This window comes from Alteripontixanthobacter muriae, from assembly GCF_013336795.1.
Classification (GTDB): Bacteria; Pseudomonadota; Alphaproteobacteria; order Sphingomonadales; family Sphingomonadaceae; genus Pseudopontixanthobacter; species Pseudopontixanthobacter muriae.
The window spans coordinates 1-536 of the sequence record NZ_JAAFZT010000019.1 but is presented as its reverse complement, the minus strand read 5'-3'; the positions used below and the strand labels follow the sequence as shown (position 1 = coordinate 536).

Below are 536 nucleotides of genomic sequence, written 5' to 3'. Positions count from 1 at the left end.
GCACCAAAGCCGAACAGCATCATTGCCCAAGTGGTGGGCTCAGGTACTGCACCGATCTGCGAGCTGATACCGCCGATGCGAACCTGCCTTAGATCAGAAACACCGCTGCCGTTGGTATTGAAGTTGACGCTCGTCAGAGTATCTCCATCAGTGGCTCTGACCCCGAAGAAATTTTGGCCGTTCGGAGCCAAATCGAATGTCTGAGTAAGCCCGGAGCTGAGCGTGATGGTGACTGTGCTGGTATCCGGAAAAGCGTTGAAAAGATTAAACTCCGCCTCGGTGAACGTCAGCTGCATGTCACTTAGGCCGAACAACACCTGATCCAGGCTGCCGTCAACTGCACCCAGTCTTGACTGACCTTCGCTCCCAGTCGTCCTCAGCGGTTCATTGGATGTAAAAAAGACCATCGTGTTAGTCTGGTTGGTCACACCCTCAACAGTGGTGCCCGTCTGGTTCGCGGTCTGGAACAAGACGTTCTCAGAGGGCTGGACAGCGCCCGGAGAATCGTAAATGATCACTGCCGCACTTGCGGGAAC

1 protein-coding gene is annotated in these 536 nt (G+C 54.7%); it reads right to left on the bottom strand.

The window, feature by feature from the left end; translation table 11 throughout:
- The coding region (locus G7A66_RS06190; RefSeq protein WP_174294838.1) for a PEP-CTERM sorting domain-containing protein at nt 1-518 on the bottom strand (518 nt) is incomplete at its 3' end.
- Between the last annotated feature and the right edge of the window lie 18 nt (nt 519-536).